A 20,968-nucleotide genomic window follows, 5' to 3' on the forward strand; every position below is an offset into this window, starting at 1 on the left:
ATTATATGCAGTATTTGCGAGGATTAATCCTTGATTTTTAAAATTTTACTGCTGTTTTTATACAGCTGGACGTATAACATAACCTGCGCCGCGTACTGTATGGATCATAGGCTCACGCCCCACATCAATCTTCTTACGCAGATACGAGATGTAAAGCTCCACAATATTTGCTTGCCCGCCAAAATCATAGTTCCACACGTTATCAAGAATCTGGCTTTTAGAGACCACGCGTTTAGCGTTCTCCATGAGGTAGCGCAGCAAATCGAACTGAGTTGCGGTAAGCGTGATGGGGTCGCCGCCACGGCTCACCTCACGGGTGTCCTGGTTCAGGATCAAATCCCCCACCACTAGTTCGGCGTCATCAACCGCAGCCACACCCGAGCGTTGCACCAGCCGGTGCAGGCGAATCATCACCTCCTCCATTGAGAATGGTTTAGTCACATAATCGTCGGCACCCGCCGCCAGCCCTTCAATACGGTTATCAACGGAGTCTTTAGCGGTGAGGAAGAGGCACGGCACCTCGGGGTAAAATTTGCGGATGCGTTCCAGCAGTTCCAGGCCGTCAAAGCCGGGCATCATAATATCGAGTACCAGCACGTCTGGCCGCCAGTCACGGGCAATGGCGAGCGCGGTGGGCCCGTCGGTGGCAGACCGCACGTCCCAGCCGATCATTTTCAGGCCCATGCTCACGAGTTCTTTCAGCATCTCTTCGTCGTCAGCGACAAGGGCGCGGATGGGGCTGCCGTCTGGGTGCTCAAGGGTGGGAAGATTTTTAGCGATTTCGGTTGCTTTGCTACTCATGTTTTAAAGGGTAGCGGGAGTTTGGGGGTGCAGTGGCGGTTTTTCCCGTTTTTCTCGCACAACATAGTGGATGCATAAGCCGCGCACAGCAACAGCACAGTATCCCGCATCCTGGGGTCGTTCAAAGATGCCGCCCCTGTGTGCTTACCGGCAGGGCCGCATAATAATGACACTGTGACGCCAGATGAGGAATGGAGTTCCCTTGGCGTCACAGTGTCTTAGGGATGTGGGCGAGTAGTGGTCAGGCGTTGCGGCCCTACCCTGTTAGAGGCGCACCCCGCCCTTGAGGATACGGCGAGGTTCCAGCGGTTTCACCCCGCCAGCACCTGGGGCTCCGTAGCCGGATACACTCAAATCGTTGCGGGTATTTCGTGGGCCGGAGAATCCTTCGTCCTTGATCTTCCCGTCGGAGGACACCGTGGTGGTAATCTCTTTATTTCTATCCCCCACACTCACGCTGTCGGGGGTAATCTCAACCCACGATCCGTCTGCACAGGTCACGGTTTTTACTTCTTTGTCTTTCATGTACCGGAAGGTGCCGTCGGGGTTCACGTGGATCACCTGCCTAGTACCGTATCCCACGTTTTCTTTAACGGTCATGTCCCAGGAGCCATCGGGGTTCAGCTGTATGTTTTTCATCCCTGTTTCTGCGGTCCAGGTGCCGTCGGCTTTTACCTCAATATGGTCACTGCCGCGCTTAATGTAGGTCCAGGAGCCGTCGGAGTCGTTAATTTTTACCCAGGGTTTGTCGGAGCTGCTGATGGGGTCGTTCGGGCGCGGGCGCGGTTTACCGGCCTTATTATCATCGGTGAGAGCAGCTGAGCCGCCGGGGGCACTATGGCTTTCGAAGGGAACTTTGTCGGGGTTTTTGCCGACTTCATGGGCTGGGCAGGTGATGGGGAATTTTACGTCGGTGAAGAAGTTATATTCCCGCGCTTTTTCGGGGTGTTCAATGAGTTCTTTGGCGTCAATTTGTTCTTTTGGGGTGGGGGTGGCGGATGCCGTGTAGCTTGATGATGCTGCGCTTGAGGCTCGGCTGCTGCTGGCGGACTGTGATTTTGAGCTGGATGAGCTTGAGGTGGAGGCTGCTGTGCAGGCGCTGAGTGCGAGAACCATGACCGCGCCTACGGAAAGTATGCGAAGCTTATGCATAGTAATTCCTTACCGGTGAATATTATGGGTTTATGGGCGTTTTCCTCTTCTAATATACCCTTTAGACTTTTTTGAGGCCGCTAAAACACGCCCCTGGATGCAGGATCCTTTTCGCTGTGCTCTCATCCCATCCGCTATTGCGGCTTTGTGGGTTTTGTCTATAGCCCGTCCCGCAGGATTGATGGGAGCATCCCCAACTCGTCGAGCCTGCGCACCAGGTGGATACTCAGGTCGTTACCCCACGTCCGTGAACTGTATTTGCGGGTGCCTTCAGGCCGGTAGAGCAGGTCGCGGTCAAGCAGGCTTTTCAGTTGTTTACTGCGCACTGCGGAGGAGCCGGGAAGCAGGTCTTTCACGTCACCGGCTGAGACTTCCCAAATAGCATTATTTAACAGGCACAAATCTGATATTTAACGGTGATAGCCGTTTTCCCTTGATATTTCAAGGTTTTCAGAATCCCCTGTCGGGTAATTATTTAACGCCAGGCGTTTTAACATTTAACGCGAAGGCCCTTTCCGGAGGCAGCGCAGCCGGGTACAGCAACGCCCGCATACGGAGCGAACCGTAGCGGGCGGGTACTGCTGTATTCACCGGTTACAGTGTTAGCGGTGCTGTGTTTTATGGGAATGCCTTCTGCCCTGCGGCTATGGGGTTACGCGCCCTTAGGGGCATAACACCATCTTTAACAGTTAATGGTGCGCGGGGGGTGTCCAAGTCTTTTATGCTTTTATCTCCACCCCGGCTCTCCCAAGTTTTTTGTGCAACTTCCCTCCATTTCTTATCCGAAACACCCTCATAGATTTTGCCGTCGGGGGTGCCGTAGGTGATTTCGCTGTCCTTGTATTCATAGCACCATGAGCCGTCGGCAAACATCTGTATCTTTGCGGATTCCCCAGTTTTCTTCACCCACGTGCCGTTCGGGTTCACATGCATATTCACCATGGTTTTTTCGGTGTAGGAGTCCCATGACCCGTCCGCGTTCAATGTTGCGGTACTACCGTCACTACTTTTGGCTTTCCATGTACCGTCGGCGGCAACTTCAGCGGTTCCTTTTCCTTCTTTAGTGGAATACGAGTAGGACCCATCATCTTTGAGGTGAACATTGCTTAGCCCCCAATCATGGGACTCCGTTTCCCGACGGCGTGGCTCTTTACCCGCCTTATTATCATCGGTGAGGACAAGCCGCTGCTGCTGCGCTATGGCGACGCGTTCCTGTTCGGAGCCAACGGGTGCCTGTACGGCCTTTACACCCCTGGGCAAGGGTGTACGCGGTATCAGCGGGATGACGCCGTTACTTCCCACACCGTATTTAATATCTTCTGTCCGCTGCACGATAGACGATTGCTCGTAGTCGAAGGGCTTCACGAGGCTCCACTCGGAGCTTACTGAGGTACTCTGCTGCCCATCCTTCGAATCGGTGATTGTGACGGTTCCGTCCGCACTGCCAACAATGGTTTGGTAGCGGTTTTTCTGCTCCCAGCTGCCGTCAGGGCGCACCTGCTCTCGGACCTCTACAGCTTCTTTCCCCTCTTCGGCCTCATATTTAGTAACTTTATCCCACGACCCATCAGGGTTGACGTGCGTTTTCTCCTGCGTGGATTTGCTATTTACCACGGTATCCCACGACCCGTCGGCGTGAAGTGTAACTTCCTGATGACGATAACCGTCTGATCGATATGACCAGGTGCCGTCAGCGTTCACGGTCAGCTCCCGGTCTTTATCAGGGGAATACTTCCAAGAGCCGTCATCATGCACCGTCACATACTTGCTGGTTCCCCCCTGCGAGCGCGGGCGGGGTTTACCAGCCTTATTGTCGTCGGTCAGACCAACGGTGCGCACCTCGCCGCCAGATGCTGACGGGGTGGCGCTGGGTGACACGGACGCAGAGGCTGTGGCGGATGAGGTGGCCTCAGCCGGGTTGAATTTGCCGGGCTCCGGGCAGGCTGGCATTTCGGGTTCGGTGTACCTGCTGTATGGGCTGTATGAGCTGGAAGCCACCGGGCGTTCTGGGGCGCGCGGTATTGTTTCTTCTTTCCTTGCGGAAAACACGGCACACGAGCTTAAAACCAGTGTCAGCGCGGTACCTGCTGAGATGGATGCAAGAACACGGTGATAGCGTAAGATTGTCATTGCCAGATTCCTTACACTCTCTCCTACGAGAAGGCCTTCTGCCCGGCGGCTACAGCGACACGCGGCATCAGGGGAACAACACCATCTTTAACAGGGGACACCACGGTGGCGGCGTGTGGGGGTTCTATGTATTCATAGTCGCGCCGTTCATCCCACATTTTATAATCGGCTTCATGCCATTCACCGTCCGTACCGAGCCCGTAGATTTTACCCTCGGGGGTGCCATAGTAGGCACCGTAGTAGGCGGATGATTCGCCGTCGCCGATCCTGAGATCGTAGCACCATGAGCCGTCGGCAAACATCTGCGCCCTTACGTTTTTCCCAAAATTCTTCACCCACGTGCCGTCCGAATTCACGTGCACATTCATCTTGGATTCTTTGGTGTTCACCGTGGGTTTTTCGGTGTAGGAGTCCCATGACCCGTCCGCGTTCAATGTTGCGGTGTTACCGTCACTACTTTTGGCTTTCCACGTACCGTCGGCGGCAACTTCAGCGGTTGCATCTCCTTCTTTAGTGGAATACGAGTAGGACCCATCATCTTTGAGGTCTACGTTGTCCAGACCCTGGTCATAGGATTCTGTTTTCCGGCGGCGCGGCTCTTTACCCGCCTTATTATCATCGGTGAGGACAAGCCGCTGCTGCTGTGCCAGGGCAATACGTTCCTGCTCCGACCCAACGGGTGCCTGCGCAGCCTTTACACCCCTGGGCAAGGGCGCACGTGGCATCAGCGGGATCACACCGCCGTCTCCCACACCGTACTTAATGTTATGGTCCTTCTGCACAAAAATTAATTCCTTGTAGTCGAAAGGCTCCACAAGGCTCCATTCGGAGCTTGAGAAGGTGCTGCCCTGCTTTCCATCCGAATATGTGAGCGTGACGGTGCCGTCCGCGCTGCCAACAATGGTTTGGTAGGGGCCTTTCTGCTCCCAGCTGCCGTCAGAGCGCACCTGCTCATGGTGCTCTTCGGCCGCCTTCCCCTCTTTGGCCTCGTATTTAGTAACTTTATCCCACGACCCGTCAGGGTTAACGTGCATTTTCTCCTGTTTGCTGTACTCGTTATTTGTAATATCCCACGACCCGTTGGCGTGAAGTGTAGCTTCCCGCTGCCCAAAGGTCTTTGATCGATACGACCAAGTACCATCCGCATTCACGGTCAGATCATCGCTGCCGGCGTGATATTTCCAGGAGCCGTCCTCGTTCACCGTCACATCGTTAATAACCTTCCCCTGAGGGCGCGGGCGGGGCTTACCGGCCTTATTATTATCGGTCAAACCAACGGTGCGTACCTCGCCGCCAGACGCTGACGGGGTGGCGCTAGGTGAAACCGATGACGATGAAGTAGCCTCAGCCGGAAATTTACCGGGCTCCGGGCATTTTTCCGGCTTCTCAGGCATCCCGTGGCTGTTATACGAGTTATGCGAGCTGGAGGCCGACGGGTGCTCCGGGGAGTCCTCTTTCTTCGCAGAGAACGTAGTGCACGAGCTTAAAACCAGCATTAACGCGGCACCTGCCGAGATGGACGCAAGAACACGGTGATAACGAAAGTTTTTCATTGTACAACCTCCTTATAACCTCTTATGAGACGGCCTGCTGACCGGGGTACAGCGGTTTACGCGGGGTCAGAGGCAGGACGCCTCCCCCACCAATGCCGAGACCATACCCCACCCTGGGTGATGGAACACTGGGGGTGCGCACAGTTGTATACGTTTCATTCGTAATCTCGAACGGCTTACCGCTTGAGCCTTCCATGTACACTTTGCCGTTGACATCGCTGTAGGTGACGAACCCGCCGCTGCTCTCTGAGCGCCACGTCCCGTCAGCATGCAGTTCTTCTTTTTTAGAACCCTCAGTCGTACGCCAAGTGCCGTCAGGGTTAACGTGCGTGACAGCTTCCTCACCGCCACTCTTAGTTTCTTTCTCTTCCCACGAGCCGTCGGCGTAAAGGGTCGTTGTTTTCTGCCCCACCGCTTTCTCATGTTGAACCCAGGTGCCATCGGTGGCGACAGTCAGCTCAGTGTCCCCTTTGTTCCAGCTCCATGAGCCGTCAGGGTTAACCTTGGCTTGCGAGTTTACTTCACGTTCAGGGCGCGGGCGCGGCTTACCGGCTTTATTCTCATCTGTCAGAAGTGTGCCTTCAAGCTCAGCAAGGTCCCTGCGGTATTCATCAGTTTCGGGTACAGCTTTTTTAGCGGAGACGCCCAACGGCAGGGCGGTACGCGGTTTCAGGGGAATAACACCGTCTTTCGGGACGGAAGTTACCAAGCTTCCATCTTCCTTGTAGAGCGATGCCACGTACTTGGGGAAAATATCAGGCCATTCGCTGCGAGAAATAGGTTTCTCTTCATCTGCTTTGGAGTCTTTCTTGGTGGCTGTACCATCAGCCTTACCAACATATTTAACGCCGAGCTCGTCTACCTCCCAGGTGCCGTCGGCGCGAACCTCTGCCTTATTTGAAGGCTCTTTATTTTCTTTGCCTTGCTCTTGAATGCTCCACGAGCCATCAGGGTTAACGTGGATTACAGTTTTTGAATTAGACAGTTTTTCGGTGGATTCCCACGAGCCGTCGGCGTGAAGCGTAAATTCCTTCTCACCAGTTTTATTCACCCAAGTGCCGTCAGCATTCACAGTTATTTTTTCCTGGCCAGACAAGGTTTTCTCTGTCCACGATCCATCAGATTTCACCTGGTTCTGATTACCACGAGTTTCACGTTCGGAGCGGGGGCGGGGTTTTCCTGCCTTATTGTCGTCTCCCAGACCAACTATCTGCCGCCCGTCCTCTGTTGGGGCGGATGCGGACTCTGACGACCCTGAGTTATTGGCGCCCCCTCCCTGGTTCACCCCGGATGATGAGCAGGCGCTCAGTGCCAGCAAGAGGGCGAATGAGGCCGATACGGGGGCTGCCATACGGTTGCGGCTGGTCTTCTTCATTGGAGTTTTCCTTCTTCATAACGTATGTCGGTGTGCGGCGCACCGGGCGCCGTTACCCTCAGTATATGAACCGGGGCAGTGGCTGCGGCGGCACCTCACCGGTGCTCGTTACGATGTACAGAGAACCCGTAGCCAGCTCCCACCGTTCCCCCAGTAAACCCCCAGCTTTAAAGACGCGTGCAGGCCGGATGCTCCCCACACAACGGGGGTATCCGGCCTGCACGGTGCCGGGTATTTCTCGCCCACAGCAGGTACCGCACGCGGCCCCAGTGGCGAACCGGCTCAGCTACGAAACGGCTTTCTGCCCCACTTTCAGCGGGGTGCGGGGCTTGAGCGGAACCACACTATTGGGGCCCACGCCGTTCTTTGAGACGTAAGAGGTGGGGAATCCGGGTACTTTCGCCGGGAAGTGCTCTTTCTTGATTTCCCGGTTAAAGTTGCTGTGCTGCTTATCCACGTGGTGGGCGGTGCCATCTGCCAGGCCGGTATCGAGTGACCTGTCGTCCTCGTACCGCCACGAGCCGTCCGCGTGGGTTACAGTAACGGATTGGTTCCGTTGATCCTCCCAGGTCCACGAGCCGTCAGCGTTCACATGAATTTTCTGCTGATATTTCACGTCGTCAAAGTCCCAGGAACCATCAGCGTGCAGGGCGGCAGACGAGCCGTCTTTTGTGCTCTTCCACTCCCAGGTGCCGTCGGCGTTCACCTTGACCTCCACGCCACCGACGGTGGTGTGCGTCCATGAGCCGTCCTCATTAATGGTGGCGTTGGATTCTGGGTATTTATCGGTGGAACGCGGGCGCGGTTTACCGGCCTTATTGTCGTCGGTCAGGGCGGTACCGTCCGCCTCAGCTGAGGCCTGCTTATCCTCCTCAGATCCGGGGACAGCATAGGTGACTTTCAAACCGGGCTTGAGGCCAGCACGGGGTTTGAGCGGAACCACGCTATTGGGGCCCACAGCGTTCTCCGTCACCTGCGTATGGGGCGCTGGGGGAACCACGGGGAAACCTTCCTTAGGGATTTCACGTTCCTCCCCGGTGGCCGTGTTCTTCTTCGTCGCGGTTCCCTCCGTTGTGCCGGTGGTTACGTACTTACCGCCGCCTTCGTGGTTTTCCCAGCTGCCATCGGCACGAGTTTCTGTGGAGTCACCGGTCTTCTCGTTTTTCTGCCTCCATGTGCCGTCCGCGTTCATGTGAATAGTTTTCTTCACATACTCGTTGTGGGTGGAATAATCCCATGAGCCGTCGGCGTGCAGGGTGGCTTCCTGCCCGTTCTTTTCGTCCTTCCAGTGCCAGGTGCCATCCGCGTTAGTGGTCATGACTGTGCCGTCGGGCTTATCGTATGTCCACGATCCGTCCTCATTAATGGTTGCACCTTTGAGGGTGTCTTTCATGGATGAGCGCGGGCGCGGTTTACCGGCTTTATTGTCGTCGGTCAGGCCCACGGGCAGCTTATCGTCCGCCGATTCGGAGGCAGCCGCCGTGTTCACCGGGGAGGACTCGCTCGTAGCGGCGGCTGCGGAAGACTCGCTCATAGTCGGGGAACTTTCCTGCGATTTCACGGAGCTAGTGGTGCAGGCGCTCAGCGCCAAAACCAAGGCAACACTGGCCGATAGTGGCGCGGCGAAACGACGGGGCGTCAACATATGCATTCTCTTTTCAACGGTGAATAATAATGCCCCACAACACCACTTCAGTGAATATGCAGCAGTGTGGGTTGTGCAGCATCTTTAAGTGTACCTTGCTGGCTAAACCAGCCATATCTTCACCCAATACCCGCTATGCATAGTTTTACATGTTTATGCGTTTTGTAATGTCCTATCACCAGTTAGGGGACGTTTTTCTGACCCGCCTTCAGCGGGGTGCGCGGGCGCAGCGGGATGATGCTCTTATCCCCCACACCATCCTGCCCATAAATGGTGGGCACCGCCGGGGTCTCATCGGGTATTCGGTCCGGGCCAACCTCACGCATATCCGGCTTCTGCTGGTACACCTTCCCGTCCGATGTGCCGTACAGGGTCACATGCTCAGCCTGCTGACGCCATGAACCGTCCGTGTTCACCGCCATCCCCCGCCCAGACGGGACCAGGTCATAGCTCACATGATCCACCACCCGAATCCAGCTGCCGTCCGGGTTCACCCGGGTGCGTTCCTTAGTTTTAGCGATATAGCTCTCCCACGTGCCATCAGCTTTCAGGTTCGCCTTATCCCCGCCGCTATTGGACCACTCCCAGGTGCCGTCCGGGTGCACGTGCATGCTCACATTCGCGTCCTTATACTCCCACGACCCGTCACCATTAATTTTTGCGCCCGCCGGGGTAGTCCCACCGGATGCGCTCGGCCGGGGCCTGCCCGCCTTATACTCGTCCACTTGGCCCACAGGCACGGTGTAGCTTGTTGAGGTGGACGGGGCCGGAGTGGCGGCCCGCTCCTCATACGTGGGGTTGGCGGTGCAAGCGCTTAGCACCACCAATAAGACGGCACCAGAGCATAACGGCGCCACACGGTAACGGGGCGTAAACATGTGTTCTCTCTTTCACCGGCGATAGTTTCAGGCGCCACGGCAGCCTCCGGAAGGTAGGGCACCTGTTCCCTTAAATTTTATCGTGCGCCACCTTTGAGGGTGAGGGCACGCATCACGGTGTCTCCCGCGCAATCGTAGAAGAACCCCGGCGAAACGTCGCGTGAAGGCGCCGCCCCGCCGGGGCTATCAGGGAACCGCCGGGCTACGAGCTCACTTTCTGCCCGGCCTTCAACGGGGTGCGCGGTTTAAGCGGCACCACACCGCCGCCGCCCGGGCCGTTCGGCTCAAGCACGGTGGGGGCGCTAGGAATGCCCTTCGGTGCATCCTTCTTCGACAGCTCACGCGCAACAGGTTTCTCCTGGTACGCCTTGCCCTCTGCGGTACCGTACAGCACGAACGAATCGGTCTCATTACGCCACGAGCCGTCCGCGTTCACCGTGATCTTATGGTTACCTTTCACCAGGTCTTCGGCACCGCCCTTATACTCCCAGCTCCAGCCGCCATCGGCTTTAACGTGCACAGTCTCATCACGGGAGGCAATATACTCATCCCACGACCCGTCAGCGTGCAACGCGGAGGTGTTACCGTTAGCGTCCTTCTGGGTCCAGGTGCCATCGGCTGCAACCGTCATGGTGACGCCCTTAGCATCAGAGTACGTCCACGATCCGTCCTCATTCACCGTGGCATTTGCTTTGAGCTTGTGCTTTGAACGTGGGCGTTCGGTGCCCGCCTTATTGTCGTCGGTCAGCAGCAGCCCCTCCTGCTCGGCGGTGGCTTTCAGGTCTTCTTCAGAGCCGGGGACAACGTAAATCACTTTCGTACCCGGTTTCAGGCCCTTACGGGGCTGCAACGGCAGCACGCTCTCACCGCCCACCCCGTCCTCAGAGACCACCATTGCGGGGGCGGGAGGCACCACGGGCCATTCCTTACGGGAGAGCTGACGCTGACCCGACGCGCTCTTACTTACCGCCGTCCCGTCGGCGTTGCCGGTGTTTTCGGTGGTGCCGTGGGTGTGTTTCCAGCCGCCGTCAGTGTGCGTCTCGAAATGCCCCACTTTCCTGTCATCCATAGTCCAGGTGCCGTCAGCGTTAACATGCACCTGCCGGTGGATCATCTCATTATTCATAATGTGATCCCACGAGCCGTCAGCGTGCAGGGTGGCCTCAGTACCTTCTTTCTGGTTTTTCCAGGTCCAGGTGCCGTCGGCGTTAGTGGTCATAACGGTGCCGTTGGAGGCGGTGTACGTCCACGACCCGTCCGGGTTCACTGTCGCACCTGTGGCAACATCTTTCACCTTCGAGCGGGGGCGGCTATCGCCAGCTTTATTATCTTCAGTTAAACCGAGGGGGAGCTTCCCGTCAGCAGCATCCGGTGTAGTGGCGGAGGCGCTCGCCGAAGCAGGTGACGACGCACCCGCCTGCGGTGAACTATTAGATGCCGAAGAGCACGCGCTCAACCCCAGAAGTAGACAGGCACCGGCACATAGCGGCGCCACAATTCGGCGGGATTTAAACATATAACTCCCTCGTTATTTATCGGTAATCATGGTGGTGACGTTTTGGTCACCCTTGTTTCATTGTAACGCGCACCTTTCACCACCTAGTACCGGTGCTTACGCCCCTTCAGCGCGTCGCACGCTGCCGGTTTTCGGCACCTTCCCCCTGAACTTTCCGCCTTTTTGCGGGAATGAACCGCTGCGGCAGGCTCTTATAGCTGAGGGTGACGGTAAAATTTGAGGAAATACCCGAGAGCCGACGGAAGGAGAGGACCATGCGCATCAGCCGCATCTACAACAATAATGTGGCCCTCACCGTCGATACTTTCGGTAAGCAGGCGGTGGTGATCGGCCGCGGGCTGGCGTTTGGTAAACGCAAAGGGGACATGGTTGACCCCGCGAAAGTTGAGCAGACCTTCGTCCCTGAACAAGGTATCTCGGCGGAGCGGCTCAGCTGGTCGCTGTCCGAAATTCCTGCCGATATTCTGGCGATAGCCACCGAAATAGAGGGCGACACCCGCAACGACACCGAGATTGAGCTCTCAAACTCATTCATTATCCCGTTCGCAGACCACCTGCACTACGCGGTCATACGCGCCCGTGACGGGCTGCGCGTGGATTACCCGCTCGCACCCGAGGTGAACCTGCTGTACCCGCACGAGGTGACCTACGGCCACCGTGCCCTGAACCTGGTGCGCAAGCGCATGGGCGTGGAGCTGAACACGAACGAGGCGATCCCGCTGGCGCTGCACCTGGTAAACGCCCAGTTTGCGACCGCCGACATGTCGCGGGCATTCCGTATGACGGAGGTGTTTGCGCAGGTTTTTGAGGTGATTGAGGTTGCGTACAGGCGCGCTATCGACCCGGCCTCCATGTCCGCGGCACGGTTCATTACGCACCTGCGGTACCTGTTTGTGCGCGCCGATCAGGGCAAGATCGGGGCGGCAGGTGCCGGGATTTCGCAGCCGAGCCTGCTGGCGGCTTTACGCGCGGATGCGCCACGCGCCTACGCGTGCGCGCAGAAGGTGCTGCTGCTTCTTGAGATGCAGCTTCAGCAGCCGCTCACCCAGGATGAGCTGACCTATTTGACGATTCATATTGACCGCTTGGCGAAAGACCTGTGGGGTGCTGCCCCCGCATAGGGCAGCCGCCTCACCCGTTCCGCAGCAGGTGCAGTACGGCCTGCACGCGGCGGGCGTTGCTGTTCGTATCGGGCAGGTCGAGCTTCGCGAAAAGGGTGTTAATGTGCTTTGCCACGGTCTTTTCCGCCACGAACAGCTTCTCAGCAATATCGCCGTTTGGCAGGCCCTCCGCCATGAGGGTCAGCACCTCAAGCTCACGGGAGGTCAGCCGCTCCAAGCGCTGCTGCACCGCCCGATGCTCCATCAGCTCCTTGAGGGTCTCCGGGTCTACCACCACGCCGCCTGCGGCAACCGCTTTGACCGAGCGCACGAACCCGGCATCGTCAAACACCCTGTCTTTGAGCAGGTAGCCGGTTCCCAAACCGCCGTCCATATGCAGCTCGTCCACGTACAGGCGCTCCACATACTGCGAAAGAATCAGCACCGGCTGCCCCGGAATCTGCTTGCGAATCTGAACCGCCGCACGCAAACCCTCATCCGTGAAGGTCGGCGGCATGCGAATGTCGATCAGCGCAACATCCGGGCGGTGGATGAGCACCGCATCCGTGAGCGACGGCCCATCATCCACGGCGGCAACAACCTCAAAACCGTGGCGGGTAAACAGGTTCTCAAGCCCCTGCCGGAGCAAAAACTGGTCTTCGGCTATGACGATGCGCATCCGCCCTCCGATGCAACGTTGCGGAAAAAGGTGGTGCCAGCACCCATGACGGAGCCAGCCCTTCGGTGACACTATTAATTATATGGAAACGCAACCACACCACCACGGATTACCGACAGGAGACGGCACGATGCCCACCGAAAACGTCGCCGAACCAATCCTGCGGATGTACACGGACCCGCAGTCGAGTTCCGCACCTCAACCTAGCTCTGTACCTCAGCCCGGTCCCGCACCCACGCACCCGGGACCAATCAGCCCGGAGCCGATGAGTTCGCGGCCTTCCCACCTCAAGCCGCTGAGCACCCAGAACTCCGGGCAGGACTACAACCCACCCGGGCGCGGCCAAACTATTCTTCTCATGGCGGGCATTTACATTCGCGCCATCTACGAGGTTTATGTTTTCGCCCTGTTCTGCATCGTCATCAGCCTGTGCTTGATGGGGATTGGTTTCGTGTTCCTGCCGTTCATCCTGAACTTGATGAAGTTCGATGCGGAGGCAGAGCGCAATACCGCACGTCACCGCGCCGGGGTCGAGGTGATCGGAGGGTACAAACCCGTAGAAGACGGTAAAAACCCGCTGAGCCCCGCAAGGAACCTCGCCCGGTTGGGTGACAGCCTGGTGCTGCGCGATATTCTCTGGCACTTTGTGAATGTCTTCGTGGGTACATTCCTTGGGGTTATACCAACATCTCTATTTCTCAGCGGCGTGTGGGGCGTTGCGCTTATGGTGGGGCAGCATTATTTCGTCCCTGTATTTGTTGTTGATCCCGGCGGATCACATTACATGGATCCCGGCGGATCACATTACATGTTCCTTGATATGAGCACCCCCAATGCGTACTGGTATGCCGGAACCCTGGGTATTATCCAGATCCTGTTGGCGTTCATCATTGCCCGACCTCTGCTACGGACCTATGGCTACTGGGTTCAGCTTGTGCTGGGCCGCTCTTCCGAACTGGTGCTGCGTGAGCGCATCAGCCACCTGACCGACACCCGCAACGATGCCCTGGACTTTCAGCAGGACGAAATCTCACGCATCGAACGTGACCTTCACGATGGGGTTCAGGCGCACCTGGTCTCCATGGGCATGACCCTCAACGAGGTTGCCGCGCTCATGCAAGAAGACCCCGAACGCGCCCAGCAGATGCTCTCCCAGGCGCAGAACAGTTCGGTGACGGCCCTGCAGGAGCTGCGCGGACTGGTGCGGGGTATTCGCCCGCCGCTGCTGGCGGATCGCGGGCTGAATGAGGCAGTGCGCTCGCTGTGCACCAGCACCTCGGTTCCGACCACGTTCACGAGCACGCTGACCGGGCGTCTGCCCGAACCGCTGGAGACCGCGCTGTATTTCGCTGCGGCGGAGCTGGTCACGAACGCCGTCAAACACGCGAACGCCCAGAAGATTACCGTGGGTATTACGCAGGGTGAATCGCTCATTATGCTGGAAGTGCAGGATGACGGCACCGGCGGTATCCCTCAGGATGCGCTGGGCAGCAAAGCATCCGGCGGGTTGGAAGGCATTCGCCGCAGGCTCGCCACTTTCGACGGGGAAATGTTTGTCAGCAGCCCAGCGGAAGGACCAACGTCGGTGCGCGCAATCGTGCCGTATGCCGCCCCCGCACCCCAGCAGCACTAACCTACCTTCACGGGAAGTACTGGTGCGATAACAACCGGGCCTCTGCAACATTCTCTGCTGCGACGCCCCTTATATAGACCCACCCACCCGGGCAAGTTCCTCCATAGCCCGGGTGGGTTATTCATGTTTCATTCTTTCGCCCTACGACCCTGCGGGTCTTTTAGCGTGTACCTGAGCGTATAGGGTGTGGGCTACTGCAGCCCGGCTTTGTCAAGGCCCATCATCTTATCCATGCTTCCGGGGTCGGTCGCATAGGCCACCCCGAGGCGGTTCCACGCATTAATAACGGTAATAACAAAGGTCAGCTCCGCCAGTTCCTTCTCGTCAAACTGTGCACTCACCTGTGCGTAGTCGGCATCGCTCACATGTGAACCTTCAAGGCGGGTGAGTTTCTCGGCCCACTCCAGCGCAGCACGTTCTTTATCCGTAAAAAGCGGTGATTCGCGCCAAACCGGCAGATGGTACAGGCGCAGCTCCCGCTCGCCGTGAAGTTTAGCTTCTTTGGCGTGCATATCCGTGCAGAACGTGCACCCGTTAATCTGTGAGATATGCAGTTTAACGAGTTCTTTAATGGTGGTATCTAGGGTCAGAGTACCTTCCAAGGCCATCATTGCTTTGAAAGATTCGGGGGCAAGCTGAGAGTAGTCTGCACGCATAAAGACTCCTTACAATTAGTGAGCACGGTTATTCTGTGACTGTACAGGCGGTGTATAGGCAGGTCAAGAGGCTATTCGGCGGGAACCAAATCTATAGTTTGGTTTCACCTTTTTGTATACACTAGTAGCGGGAGAACCTGGATGAAAGAGCGCACACAGAATGAACACAGACCCGCCGCAGCATATGGCCCCGTCACCAAATTTTTCGCAGCCTTTAGCGTCGGCTGCCCTTGAGGCACAGCCGTCAACGTATGCTGCGATAGTTCAAAAATACTCCCGCTTTTATCTCGTGCGCCTTTGCACCGTGGGACCTCTTATTGTATTGCACATAGTGGGCGCTATTATACTGCTGCTGGCGTTCATGAACGATGTGCAATCCTATAGCAACAGTAAGTACTCCGATGATTTATTCTATTCGCTAGAGTACCTTATGGTATTTGTGACCGCCGCAATACTATTTATATATCTGTTGTATCCTTTCTGTCATATTTTTGGATGGAAATCTGTAAAAAATAATCTGCGCCCTGTGTGGGTTTGTATTATTAATATATTTGGGTTTATTTTTTCTCTTCTGGGGATTATTTTTTATATACTGCCAACTCTGGATAACATTAACTCAACTCTCCCGACGGGTGCCGCCGGTGAAGTACTCATTCTTGTGCTTGTATTCGCTGTACCCATTGCTGAACTTGTTTTCTCCGGTATTTTTATCAAGCATTCGCTGTGGATGATAAGGAATAAGCATTAGCACTTGTTTCCCTCCAGTTGCCATAGAAATAAAGGTTACTAACTATGAATGATGAAGAGATGAACAGATTCATGGATCTTCTCTTGGAGCACGGGTGGAGAATCCGAAATACCGCCGGATCGGACATATTCCATGTCTCGGGGTCTGAGATGGTGTGGGAGTTAACGAATGAAGATCTTTACACAACTAATATTTTAACATTTTTTATTATTGGAGATTTAGGTCAGCCCAGCACAAAAATCAAAGACATTATACATGTTACAGACAAAAATAATAATCAGCTTATTTTCACGAAGAACAATATTACTAATCAGATAAATTTTATCGAGAATTTATAGAGGGCAAAGTACAGAAAACCATTACTGTTATTAAATATAGCAAGTGTTAGACGGGAATAAATTATGGAAGAAATAATGTTATTAGATGGCGTTGCAATCGAGTATGTGCCACGAATGGGCTATATGCATATTATATGTGAATTACCTTTTTTAACTGAGGAAGGAATATTGTATGTTGAAAACATGGATCCTGAAGCGGAAGATTATCTGGTATCTAGTATTGAGTTATTAGCGGAAAATTCTTTGAAGGTTTGGTTGAATTCTGGAGACATTGTTAATGTGATAAGCCACTTTAAAACAGGTAACTACCTGTTTAAAAAGATAATTGGAGATTTTAAAAAGTTTAATGCACGTAATTGGGGAGATGACAAACTAAAAATAGTAACCAATGGAGACAAATTAGGAAGTTTTGAGTTGTACCGAACAAGAGATAATGATTCATTTTTTGCTATTGATTTATTTGAAGAACAAGGCCGTTATTATTTAATTGTCTCGGAACCTGACCGACCGTGGCAGAGGGATGAAGTCGCTGATGTCCAATTTGATGGAAAGCAAATTACCTGCCACCTGAAAAATAGTGATACGTTTCATTCTGAAATTGTTTGCGTACCTTATGTTGCCGACCTTATTAATAATATGTCTAAATTACTTGAGTAAATTATCCTCGTGAATAAGCAAACTGTAGCTTAAGAACTAATTACAATGTATCTTTTAATTTTATTGATAAGGATTATTTATATTGTGGAATTAAAATTTTCAGTTACAGGAACCATTATTGACTTTCCGTATAGTCATATCTTACAGCAGAACCTTCAGAATTTTTTTAATCACATTAAACCACGATTATCTCACGAACAACTAGATGATTGGGTCATAGAGTTTCACATAAACCCGACTAATATTTATTGGCTTGAAACTCAAGAATATAGTAAGAGCTTTCTTGGGGTATATAAAAGAGGTATTACCTACCCCAAGATAAAGAGGAAAATATTTTCAGTTATCATACCAATTCCTAATAGCAATCAAATATCTTGGGGGCTACCGGAGGAAAGGTACCTTCATAGGCCTAAAGCGAATCCTAATAATTTTTTTCTTACTGAATTTAGCACTAAGGGATTTACAGATTTAGAGGACTATTTTTTAGAATCTACCAAAGAAGTAATTAATAGTTTCTTAAACAAAGGTTTTAAAATACAGGGAATTAATTTGAAATTTGATATAGTTGATGTGCGTAAAGAAAAGTAAATTTGTAAAGACCATAAAATTAAATATTCGCAATATTCAATGAAAATTTGGAAAATATATAGCCAAGGTATAATATAGATAATTTATTGCACCATTAATGAGAATGTATTTAAAGAGTGCAATCAATTAAAAAGGCAGTATACAAAATGTTAAAAATCAGGAAAAATACTTTAAACAGCATACAGGTAGGACGAAACAAGAAGGACTTAGCAGAATCAATAATTAATGATCCCGTATATTTTTTGGAGTTTGATAGAAAACATAAAGTATTGTCAGAGTCAATACTCATTACAGTCTCTATGAGGGAGGTTCAATCTTTTGATATAAACGGCAAGGTTGTATCATTTGAGAGCCTAATTTCTTTCTTAGAGGATGAAAACCCATTGGTTGAGGATAACTCATTTTATATATTTCCTCAGTATAATCTAAGTTTATATATAGACTGGGAGAGGAAAATATTTAACGAAGTTCTAATTTATGATAAGACATTAAAAAGAGAATATGAAAAAAGTTCGTTCTTAACGTATGAAAAAATCCAAGAGAATCAGCGGGAAACGACAAAAAGAGCTGCTCATAACCTATACTTTATTCCATATACAGCTGTGGGAAATTTTAAATTTGGAACAGATCCTCAACTATTTTCAGAAGAAAATAATTTTAATATTCCAAAAGAAATTTCAGCAAAACAAGTTATTGAGTTTGATGAAAATATTTTAGTGAGATTTGACAAAAATAAATTAACTCAAGTCGTGATAAGTAATAAAAACACTTCTATACTTTATAATGACTTAAAATTATTCTCTAAAGATGTTTTAGGCGAGCTAATAAAAAATGAAAAATATATAGAGAGAACTATGGGGTATGTTTTTGTTGACTTAGGTCTTGCTATTACTCACGATATGAAAACTATATATTTTTTCGATCAGTCTTTATTACCCTTTTGGAAGAATAAAAATAGACCTATTACTAGTTGGTGAAGCTGAAGAGGGTAATAACTAAAGGATATACGAACTGTGTAGCACAGTATGATCCTCCCAAGAACCTAAAACTTTCAGCGGTGCTGTATCAGTCCTCGTATAGTACAGCTAACTGGTCGGTCAGGCCCCGAAGCGCTCAGGTTGAGGTTTTCTTCAGATTCCAGCAGATAGAGCAGCATAGCCTTCAGGGCTACTGTGCAAGAGCGGGCGTGAGGGGTGGGTCAGGGGTTATCCAACATCAAGCTGTTACTCAGCAGAATGAACAGAACGGTGATTTATATGGGCAAGGTCTGTTTCCCAATGAATAAAACTCTATACATTACGGATAATAATCAGCTTATTTCGAGAAACAATATTATTAATTAGATAGATTTTATTAAACTTATAAGAAATGATATAGAAAATGTATATTTTACTTTTATATCTACGGTGAAGTGGGTGTAGAGATAAATACCAACAGGCCCATGCTCCCCAGCAACATCGCCTACACGGCGGGCTAGAGGCCCCGTCTTCCAGTCTAAAAGACTATTATTAAATATGTGACATTATGTCATTAAAAATACCGGCGTACCACTATGCTATATCTCTCATTTTGATGATATGCCGTGATATTCTGAAAGGGTCTTGCCCTCACAAGGGGCACAACACACACTGTTCGTTCAATTAAGAAAGCTATCATGGTCACTATCATTGTGGCGGCACATGGGGAGTCAGCGCCCGCTCTTCTGAAGACCGCCAGCATGATCCTCGGAAACCTCGATAACGTGTATCCGGTGACATTTCTTCCTGGGCAAGGTCCGGAAGATTTGATCGAAGAGTACACGCGCATCGTTGCGGAAGCAGGATCTGAAGAAACCCTTATTCTCGTCGATCTCTTCGGCGGCAGTCCCTACAATGCGGGTGCCCGATTCGCGGCGGAGCACGAAAATATTGATGTTGTCGCGGGCGTCAACGTGCCGATGCTCATCGAAGTCATCAGCGGCGCCGGTCGCAAAAATGCGACTCTCAAGGGCCTGGTCGCCAAAGCCCATAAGGCGGGCGTGAAAGGTATTCGTTCCTTTCAAGAGGCCAACCAACCGGTACAGGACGAAAAACCTGCCGCAGAGACAAAACCCGCCGAAGCACCGGTGGCACCGGAAATACCCGCAGAACAGCAGGTTGAAGGCGGGCATATGGACGCTATTTTCACGCGCATCGACTCCCGCCTGATTCACGGGCAGGTCGCGGGCACCTGGGTTCCTTATGTGGCACCGCAAACCTTTATTGCCGCCTCGGACGCAGCCGCCCACGACAAGCTCCGCAAGAGTCTGCTGCTGCAGGTGGCGCCCGCCGGAGTTAAAACTAATGTGCTCGATATTGCTAAAGCGGGGCGCGTATACAACAACCCCAAGTACACCGGTATGAAGACCATGTTTGTGCTCGAATCCCCGGTCGATGTGGTGCGTCTGCTAGATGAAGGCGTTGAAATTCCAGAGGTCAATGTTGGCGGCGTAACCTACAAAACCGGTATGACGCAGCTTTCTGAGGCGGTTTACGCATCCGAAGAAGACCTCGAAGCGTACCGTGAGCTTCTCAAACGCGGCGTCAAGCTGTACGTGCAGCAGCTTCCTAACCACTCCCCCGTCGATATGGCAAAAATTTTGAAAGAGAAAGGCCTCGCCTCATGAGTCCCCTCGCATTTATTCTCGTCATTGTGGTGGCGTTCATTGCGGGTGTCGCATCCGTGGTGGATGAACGCCAGTTCCACCGTCCCCTAGTGGCATGTACCCTCATGGGTTTTGTGCTGGGCGACCCGGGCACCGGCATTATCGTGGGCGGCACCCTTGAGCTAATCGCCCTTGGGTGGATGAACGTGGGTGCGGCAATGGCACCCGATGCAGCCCTAGCCTCCACCATCGCAGCAGTTGTGGTGATTCACGGTCACCTTGATGTGGCTCAAGGTATCGCTGTTGCCGTTCCGATCGCCGCAACCGGGCAGGTGCTCACCATTTTCGTGCGCACCATTACCGTGTTCTTTCAGCACCAAGCCGACAGGTTCGCGCAGACAGCGAATTTCCGCGGTATTGAGCTCATGCACATGAGCGGCATGGCGCTGCAAGGGTTGCGTGTGGCTATTCCCACCGCAGTGGTCTCTCTCATTAACGCTGACACTATTAAAAGCTGGCTGGATTCCATCCCGGGTGAAATTACCACGGGCCTGCGCATCGCTGGCGGCATGATTACGGTGGTTGGTTTCGCCATGGTTATTAATATGATGAGGTCAAAAGCCCTCATGCCGTTCTTCTTCCTCGGGTTCATTACAGCGGCCGCTATCCCCGTCTCTCAGACGGTTAAACTCAATGGTGTCAATACCGACGTCATGGGAAACCTCACCGCTACTCTCACCGGCCAGGCGCAGCTTGACCTGGTGGCTATCGGCATTATCGGGGCGTGCCTGGGGCTGCTGTACACCCAGCTCAACCCCATATTTCATAAGAGCCAGGCGGCACCGGCAGCCGCACGCCCAGCTAACGACCTCGACAACGAGCTTGAGTAGGAGAGA

20 protein-coding genes are annotated in these 20,968 nt (G+C 53.0%); 9 read left to right on the forward strand and 11 right to left on the reverse strand.

Annotation, left to right across the window (positions count from 1 at the left end):
- Positions 1-57: 57 nt before the first annotated feature.
- The 4 genes from I6I94_RS05870 to I6I94_RS05885 all read right to left on the reverse strand — a co-directional run bounded on the left by I6I94_RS05870 (position 58) and on the right by I6I94_RS05885 (position 3,792).
- Positions 58-801, reverse strand: a complete 744-nt coding sequence (locus I6I94_RS05870; RefSeq protein WP_201620492.1) for a response regulator transcription factor — start codon at positions 799-801, stop codon at positions 58-60.
- Positions 802-1,065: 264 nt separating this feature from the next.
- On the reverse strand, positions 1,066-1,953 hold the full coding sequence (locus tag I6I94_RS05875; protein ID WP_201620493.1) for a hypothetical protein: 888 nt from the start codon (positions 1,951-1,953) through the stop codon (positions 1,066-1,068).
- Positions 1,954-2,111: 158 nt separating this feature from the next.
- Complete coding sequence (locus I6I94_RS05880) at positions 2,112-2,354, reverse strand: hypothetical protein (RefSeq protein WP_145979651.1); 243 nt, start codon at positions 2,352-2,354, stop codon at positions 2,112-2,114.
- A 217-nt stretch (positions 2,355-2,571) separates the two neighbouring features.
- Entirely contained in the window at positions 2,572-3,792 is a 1,221-nt protein-coding gene (locus I6I94_RS05885; RefSeq protein ID WP_201620494.1) for a hypothetical protein, read from the reverse strand.
- Here I6I94_RS05885 and I6I94_RS05890 point away from each other — a divergent pair.
- Positions 3,785-4,066 (forward strand): hypothetical protein, encoded by a 282-nt coding sequence (locus tag I6I94_RS05890; RefSeq protein ID WP_143536387.1) that lies wholly within the window; start codon positions 3,785-3,787, stop codon positions 4,064-4,066. The genes I6I94_RS05885 and I6I94_RS05890 overlap by 8 nt on opposite strands.
- Positions 4,067-4,106: 40 nt before the next feature.
- On the opposite strand, the gene I6I94_RS05895 is transcribed toward I6I94_RS05890, so the two are convergent.
- The 5 genes from I6I94_RS05895 to I6I94_RS05915 all read right to left on the reverse strand — a co-directional run bounded on the left by I6I94_RS05895 (position 4,107) and on the right by I6I94_RS05915 (position 11,050).
- Positions 4,107-5,636: a hypothetical protein gene (locus I6I94_RS05895; protein ID WP_201620495.1), complete on the reverse strand. Its 1,530-nt coding sequence runs from the start codon at positions 5,634-5,636 to the stop codon at positions 4,107-4,109.
- A gap of 22 nt (positions 5,637-5,658) precedes the next feature.
- Positions 5,659-7,011 (reverse strand): hypothetical protein, encoded by a 1,353-nt coding sequence (locus I6I94_RS05900; RefSeq protein WP_201620496.1) that lies wholly within the window; start codon positions 7,009-7,011, stop codon positions 5,659-5,661.
- 286 nt (positions 7,012-7,297) lie between these two features.
- Entirely contained in the window at positions 7,298-8,656 is a 1,359-nt protein-coding gene (locus I6I94_RS05905; protein ID WP_128087289.1) for a hypothetical protein, read from the reverse strand.
- Between the two features lie 182 nt (positions 8,657-8,838).
- The gene (locus I6I94_RS05910; RefSeq protein ID WP_126499378.1) at positions 8,839-9,534 is read right to left on the reverse strand and encodes a hypothetical protein; all 696 of its coding nucleotides are present in this window, start codon (positions 9,532-9,534) and stop codon (positions 8,839-8,841) included.
- 202 nt (positions 9,535-9,736) lie between these two features.
- On the reverse strand, positions 9,737-11,050 hold the full coding sequence (locus I6I94_RS05915) for a hypothetical protein (protein WP_128087286.1): 1,314 nt from the start codon (positions 11,048-11,050) through the stop codon (positions 9,737-9,739).
- A gap of 254 nt (positions 11,051-11,304) precedes the next feature.
- Here I6I94_RS05915 and I6I94_RS05920 point away from each other — a divergent pair, with 254 nt between their 5' ends.
- Positions 11,305-12,171 carry a PRD domain-containing protein gene (locus I6I94_RS05920; protein WP_128087285.1) on the forward strand — a complete coding sequence of 289 codons (867 nt, stop codon included), beginning with the start codon at positions 11,305-11,307 and terminating at the stop codon, positions 12,169-12,171.
- A 10-nt stretch (positions 12,172-12,181) separates the two neighbouring features.
- On the opposite strand, the gene I6I94_RS05925 is transcribed toward I6I94_RS05920, so the two are convergent.
- Positions 12,182-12,829, reverse strand: a complete 648-nt coding sequence (locus I6I94_RS05925; protein ID WP_128087284.1) for a response regulator transcription factor — start codon at positions 12,827-12,829, stop codon at positions 12,182-12,184.
- Positions 12,830-12,959: 130 nt separating this feature from the next.
- Between I6I94_RS05925 and I6I94_RS05930 the strand changes: the two genes are divergently transcribed.
- Positions 12,960-14,462 (forward strand): sensor histidine kinase, encoded by a 1,503-nt coding sequence (locus tag I6I94_RS05930; protein WP_236588820.1) that lies wholly within the window; start codon positions 12,960-12,962, stop codon positions 14,460-14,462.
- A 191-nt stretch (positions 14,463-14,653) separates the two neighbouring features.
- Here the strand turns inward: I6I94_RS05930 and I6I94_RS05935 are convergent, their stop codons facing one another.
- Complete coding sequence (locus I6I94_RS05935) at positions 14,654-15,118, reverse strand: carboxymuconolactone decarboxylase family protein (RefSeq protein ID WP_128087283.1); 465 nt, start codon at positions 15,116-15,118, stop codon at positions 14,654-14,656.
- A gap of 160 nt (positions 15,119-15,278) precedes the next feature.
- On the opposite strand from I6I94_RS05935, the gene I6I94_RS05940 reads away from it, so the two are divergent.
- The 6 genes from I6I94_RS05940 to I6I94_RS05965 all read left to right on the forward strand — a co-directional run bounded on the left by I6I94_RS05940 (position 15,279) and on the right by I6I94_RS05965 (position 20,962).
- The gene (locus I6I94_RS05940) at positions 15,279-15,866 is read left to right on the forward strand and encodes a hypothetical protein (protein ID WP_201620497.1); all 588 of its coding nucleotides are present in this window, start codon (positions 15,279-15,281) and stop codon (positions 15,864-15,866) included.
- A gap of 401 nt (positions 15,867-16,267) precedes the next feature.
- Positions 16,268-16,861, forward strand: coding sequence for a hypothetical protein (locus I6I94_RS05945; RefSeq protein WP_201620498.1), 594 nt, complete (start codon positions 16,268-16,270; stop codon positions 16,859-16,861).
- 84 nt (positions 16,862-16,945) lie between these two features.
- A complete protein-coding gene (imm9, locus tag I6I94_RS05950; protein WP_201620499.1) occupies positions 16,946-17,449 on the forward strand; it encodes an Imm9 family immunity protein in 504 nt (167 codons plus the stop codon).
- Positions 17,450-17,565: 116 nt separating this feature from the next.
- Positions 17,566-18,426 (forward strand): hypothetical protein, encoded by an 861-nt coding sequence (locus I6I94_RS05955; RefSeq protein WP_201620500.1) that lies wholly within the window; start codon positions 17,566-17,568, stop codon positions 18,424-18,426.
- 677 nt (positions 18,427-19,103) lie between these two features.
- Entirely contained in the window at positions 19,104-20,093 is a 990-nt protein-coding gene (locus I6I94_RS05960) for a mannose/fructose/sorbose PTS transporter subunit IIA (protein WP_128087280.1), read from the forward strand.
- Positions 20,090-20,962, forward strand: a complete 873-nt coding sequence (locus I6I94_RS05965) for a PTS mannose/fructose/sorbose transporter subunit IIC (protein ID WP_023133431.1) — start codon at positions 20,090-20,092, stop codon at positions 20,960-20,962. The genes I6I94_RS05960 and I6I94_RS05965 overlap by 4 nt, the downstream gene beginning before the upstream one ends.
- Positions 20,963-20,968: the final 6 nt, after the last annotated feature.

This window comes from Rothia aeria (genome assembly GCF_016726365.1).
Taxonomy (GTDB): domain Bacteria; phylum Actinomycetota; class Actinomycetes; order Actinomycetales; family Micrococcaceae; genus Rothia; species Rothia aeria.